The following is a 4,767-nucleotide window of genomic DNA, read 5'->3' as shown; positions in this document are numbered from 1 at the left end:
ATTCAACAAGCCCCATCGTAGGGGTTGGCTGAGGAGACCAAAATGACCAGCATGCAGTTCGGACTGTTCACGGTCGGCGATGTCACGACCGATCCGACCAACGGCACCACGCCGACGGAGCACGAGCGCATCAAGAACACCATCACGATCGCGAAGAAGGCCGAGGAGATCGGGCTGGACGTGTTCGCGACCGGCGAGCACCACAACCCCCCGTTCGTCCCGTCCTCGCCCACGACGACGCTGGCGTACATCGCCGCGCAGACCGAGCGGCTCATCCTCTCGACGTCCACGACGCTGATCACGACCAACGACCCGGTCAAGATCGCCGAGGACTACGCAACGCTGCAGCACCTCTCGGACGGTCGCATGGACCTGATGCTCGGCCGCGGCAACACCGCGCCGGTCTACCCGTGGTTCGGTTACGACGGCTCCAAGGCCGTCGAGCTGACCGTCGAGCACTACCACCTGCTGCGTCGCCTCTGGGACGAGGAGGTCGTGAGCTGGGAGGGCAAGTTCCGCACCCCGCTGCAGGGCTTCACCGCCACGCCACGCCCGCTGGACGGCGTCGCGCCGTTCGTCTGGCACGCCAACATCCGTACGCCCGAGGTCGCCGAGCTGGCCGCGTTCTACGGTGACGGCTTCTTTGCCAACAACATCTTCTGGCCCAAGGAGCACTACATCCGGCTGATCAACTTCTATCGACAGCGCTACGCCCACTATGGGCACGGCGAGCCGGAGCAGGCGATCGTCGGTCTGGGCGGCCAGTTCTTCATCCGCAAGAACAGCCAGGACGCGGTCAACGAGTTCCGACCGTACTTCGACAACGCCCCGGTCTACGGCCACGGGCCCTCGCTCGAGGACTTCACGGCGCAGACCCCGTTGACAGTCGGCAGCCCGCAGGAGTTCATCGAGAAGACCGTCGCGTTCGCCGACTACTTCGGGGACTACCAGCGTCAGCTGTTCCTCGTCGACCACGCCGGCCTGCCGCTCAAGATCGTGCTCGAGCAGCTCGACCTGCTGGGCGAGGTGCTGCCGACCCTGCGGGCCGAGTTCGACGCACGTCGGCCCGCGAACGTACCGGACGCCCCGACGCACGCGAGTCGCGTCGCCGCTGCTGCGACCAAGGAAGAGGTGGACGCATGACCCGCATCGTCGCGATCTCGTCGGGACTGAGCGATCCCTCGTCGACCCGCATGCTGGCCGACCGGCTGGTCGAGTCGGTCGAGCGGCAGTTCGGTGACGCGTCGGTCGAGGTGGTGTCGCTGCGCGAGCTGGCCCACGAGGTCACCGACGCGATGCTGAGCGGGTTCGCCGCCCCGCGCCTGCAGGACGCCATTGACAAGGTCGTCGCGGCCGACGGCCTGATCGTCGTCACGCCGATCTTCAAGGCGTCGTTCCCCGGCCTGTTCAAGTCGTTCATCGACGTCCTCGAGGCCGATGCCTTGATCGGCAAGCCGGTCCTGCTGGCCGCGACCGGCGGGACGGCCCGGCACTCGCTGGCGATCGACTTCGCGCTGCGGCCGCTGTTCGCCTACCTCCAGGCGCTTGTCGTGCCGACTGGTGTCTTCGCGTCCCAGCACGACTGGGCCACCGACGGCGCGAACGCCCTGGGGCAGCGCATCGACCGCGCCGCGGGTGAGCTGGTCAGCCTGCTGAAGGGTGCAGGGACCGGGCGCGCCCGTGAGGACGAGTTCGACCTGTTCAGCGACACGTTCCTGGCCGCGTCGAACCCGAACGCCTGAGGGCGGTCAACGAGCGCGGTTGCCCCGCGACCGGGCCTTGTCGACCGCGGACTTGATGCGGGCCTGGTTCTCGGGCTTGCGAGCCTCGGAGTAGATCTTCTTGGCGATCCCGAGGGCGGCGACTCCACGTAGCAGCTTCATGCTGGACCAGTACCCCGCCGGGGCGAACGCACACCTCAGGTCTGGCGTTCGTGCTGGATGACGAGGTCGGCGACGTGCCGCCGGGCGGTGACCCGCCGGGCGTTGGGCTCGTCGACCTCGTCCACCCACGCCCGGGCGGCGGCCGGCTCCTTGCCGAAGGCGATGTGGCGGTCCAGCAGCCGGGATCTCCGGCGGTCCTCCTCGAGGTCGACGAACCACACCTCGTCCATCGCCGCCTGCACCGCCGGCCACGGGTCCGACTCGTCCAGCAGGTAGTTGCCCTCGGTGACCACGAGCCGTACGTCAGGGGTGATCGTCAGCGCCCCGGCCAACGGCTGCTCGAGGGAGCGCTCGAAGTCCGGTGCGAAGACGTCGTGGTCGGTCTCGGCCCGCAGCCGTCGCAGCAGCGCGAGGTAGCCGAAGCCGTCGAACGTGTCGATCGCGCCCTTCGCGGTCAACCGGCCCCGCTCGACGAGCGCCGCGTCGGCCAGGTGGAACCCGTCCATCGGCACGTGGGCCACCGGGATGCTGTCGGCTCGCAGCCGTGCCACCAGCTTCCGCGCGAGGGTCGTCTTGCCGGCACCGGGAGGTCCGGAGATGCCCAGGATCGCCCGGCGCCCCGGCCGGACCAGTGCTTCCGCCCTCGTCGCCAGCTCGGTGATGTCCACGCCTGCATTCTGCCGTCGATGCCGGTTCGGACCACGGAGACAGGTCCGGTAAGGTACTCCGCGGTGGCGTGTCCGAGCGGCCGAAGGTGCATCACTCGAAATGATGTGTGGGGTCAAACCCACCGTGGGTTCAAATCCCACCGCCACCGCACGATGAAGACCCCCGTATTTCACTGGAATGACAGTGAGAAGCGGGGGTCTTTGTTTTGGTCGAGACGCCTTGTGGGCACATTTTCGGCACACCTTTTGAAGATGCAACAAATTCCGGCGGCTGAGACGTGATCTGGCGCGGGCTCGATCGAAGTTCACGGGGCCCTCGAATTGACTCAAAGCGGCGACAACTGATGTGCGTCTTAGCGCCGCGTTAGCGTGCCAGGACCTGGACCTCTGGGAAGACGTGTGTCTCCTCCTGTCCGACGCTCGAGTTTCCTGACGCGTCAGGTTCGCATCGGTCGAAGTGTTCGTTGCGATCGTCAGCGGACAGGCAACCTGGACCTCTGCCCGGCCATGTGTCCGACGAGTCTCACAGTGGGTCGACGAGGTTTGCCGCCGTCTCGACCGCCGCGAGCGCTTGGGTGTCTCCCGTCCAGGCATAGGTGTCCAGTGCGGTGTCGGCGAGCTTGATGACATGCTCGTCGCCGTGCTGGGCGGCTCTGTCGAAGGCGTCTGCCGCGGTTGCCGCGGGCCGGGCCGGTGGCGCGCTCGTCGCGGAGGCGTAGGCAGCATGAATTGCGGCGGACGCCGACCAGGCCGCTGCGGCGCTGGGTGCCCACAGGTCGTCCGGTAGTGAGGGGAGAGCGCGTAGGACGGCGTTCGGCGCAGTCGCAGCATGGACGAGCATCACGGGCTCGCTGTGCGCATGGGTCGCATACCGCCTCACCGCAGCGTTCACCACGTCCCGAAGCAGTCCCTCCCAGTCCGGTGAGGTCGCCAGAGCCCGCTGGGCCTGGGGCCATCCATCGATGTCCTCCAGCTGCGCAAGCCTCGACCGGATCCCGCCGACCTGACGAGGAATCGTCGGGACGGATGCGACCGCGGATGCGGCATCCAAGCGGCCATTTGGCGCGGTGGCGCCAGGTACTGGTTGCCAGCGTGCGGCCCAGTACCCCAGCCCGTGGGCAAGTTCCCCGACTCGCGCCGCGGTCTCGCCCTCCTCCCGCAGGACTCGTACCGCGTGACCGACACGAATGACTCCGTGAGTCGCGCCGGCAGCGATACCGGGCAGGAGGCGAGGCCACCAGGCCTGCAGCACCTGTGTCCACGGCCGGTCCCGGAGCTCGCTGTCGAACCAACCCAGCCAGTCGCCCAGACGACGCGCGTCGCCCAGCGCCGCGCGCCAGTCATCGATCATCACAGATGGTCGCGGTGCGGCCTCGAGACGTTTGCTGTAGCCGTCGAGCCACTTGGGGATCTTGTGTTCGTGTCCATGACGGGCCAGCGCCTCTGCTGCCATGGGCCCGTGGTTGCTGAGCCAGTCGTCGAACTCCGGTCCAGTGGACCGGAGCCGGGTGTACGCCTCATCGAGGATGTCGAAGTTCATGGCACAATCAGACAACCTCAACGAAGGTTGAGGTCAAGGAGGAGATCAGAATCGAGCCGCACGAGAAGACTCGACTGCATGTCATGACGCCCGGACAGGTCGCCGCACGCACCGGGGTGAAGGTCTCGACGCTTCACTTCTACGAGCGCGAAGGCCTCATCCACAGCTCACGCACTGCTGGCAACCAGCGCCGCTATGGCCGAGACGTGCTGCGACGTGTCGCGTTCATTCGTGTCTCCCAGCAGATCGGGATCTCGCTGGCCGACATCGCCCAAGCCTTGGCATCCCTGCCCGAGGGGAGGACACCGACAAAGGCCGACTGGCAACGACTGTCCCAACGATGGCGACAAAGCCTGGACGAACGCCGCGCCACCATCGACCGACTGCGCGATTCGCTCGACGGCTGCATCGGGTGTGGTTGCCTCTCGCTCAAGTCGTGCAGTCTGTACAACCTCAATGACGAACTCTCCGGCATCGGCACGGGAGCGGTTCGGTGGAGCATGAATGACGACGAAGACCGAACTTGACCAAGCAGTCTTACCTTCAGATTCCGAGTGAGCTTCCGTCTTGCGCAAGGGCCTCAACCGACCGACGGGTCACCGACAGCGTTTCGCAAGGGCCTTGAACGGGGGCATCTAGGCAAGAGGCGGATCGGCTCACCACAACTCGTCACAGC

General features: G+C 66.7%; 6 protein-coding genes and 1 tRNA gene. 4 read left to right on the top strand and 3 right to left on the bottom strand.

Annotation, left to right across the window (positions count from 1 at the left end; all coding sequences use genetic code 11):
• Positions 1–51: 51 nt before the first annotated feature.
• Positions 52–1,143: an LLM class flavin-dependent oxidoreductase gene (locus JWQ91_RS15210; protein WP_297785992.1), complete on the top strand. Its 1,092-nt coding sequence runs from the start codon at positions 52–54 to the stop codon at positions 1,141–1,143.
• A complete protein-coding gene (locus JWQ91_RS15205) occupies positions 1,140–1,742 on the top strand; it encodes a CE1759 family FMN reductase (RefSeq protein WP_297785987.1) in 603 nt (200 codons plus the stop codon). The genes JWQ91_RS15210 and JWQ91_RS15205 overlap by 4 nt, the downstream gene beginning before the upstream one ends.
• A 6-nt stretch (positions 1,743–1,748) precedes the next feature.
• Here the strand turns inward: JWQ91_RS15205 and JWQ91_RS15200 are convergent, their stop codons facing one another.
• Together JWQ91_RS15200 and JWQ91_RS15195 are read right to left on the bottom strand one after the other, a co-directional pair.
• Positions 1,749–1,883: a hypothetical protein gene (locus JWQ91_RS15200; RefSeq protein ID WP_297785985.1), complete on the bottom strand. Its 135-nt coding sequence runs from the start codon at positions 1,881–1,883 to the stop codon at positions 1,749–1,751.
• Positions 1,884–1,918: 35 nt separating this feature from the next.
• Complete coding sequence (locus JWQ91_RS15195) at positions 1,919–2,653, bottom strand: nucleoside/nucleotide kinase family protein (RefSeq protein ID WP_297785990.1); 735 nt, start codon at positions 2,651–2,653, stop codon at positions 1,919–1,921.
• Here JWQ91_RS15195 and JWQ91_RS15190 point away from each other — a divergent pair.
• Positions 2,614–2,700 (top strand) — tRNA-Ser (locus JWQ91_RS15190). The genes JWQ91_RS15195 and JWQ91_RS15190 overlap by 40 nt on opposite strands.
• A gap of 374 nt (positions 2,701–3,074) precedes the next feature.
• On the opposite strand, the gene JWQ91_RS15185 is transcribed toward JWQ91_RS15190, so the two are convergent.
• The gene (locus JWQ91_RS15185; RefSeq protein ID WP_297785982.1) at positions 3,075–4,091 is read right to left on the bottom strand and encodes a questin oxidase family protein; all 1,017 of its coding nucleotides are present in this window, start codon (positions 4,089–4,091) and stop codon (positions 3,075–3,077) included.
• Between the two features lie 83 nt (positions 4,092–4,174).
• Between JWQ91_RS15185 and soxR the strand changes: the two genes are divergently transcribed.
• A complete protein-coding gene (gene soxR, locus JWQ91_RS15180) occupies positions 4,175–4,618 on the top strand; it encodes a redox-sensitive transcriptional activator SoxR (protein WP_297785978.1) in 444 nt (147 codons plus the stop codon).
• Positions 4,619–4,767: the final 149 nt, after the last annotated feature.

The organism is Aeromicrobium sp., from assembly GCF_025965075.1.
Lineage (GTDB): Bacteria > Actinomycetota > Actinomycetes > Propionibacteriales > Nocardioidaceae > Aeromicrobium.
The sequence above is the reverse complement of the archived record's forward strand: the minus strand, read 5'-3'. Positions and strand labels throughout refer to the sequence as shown.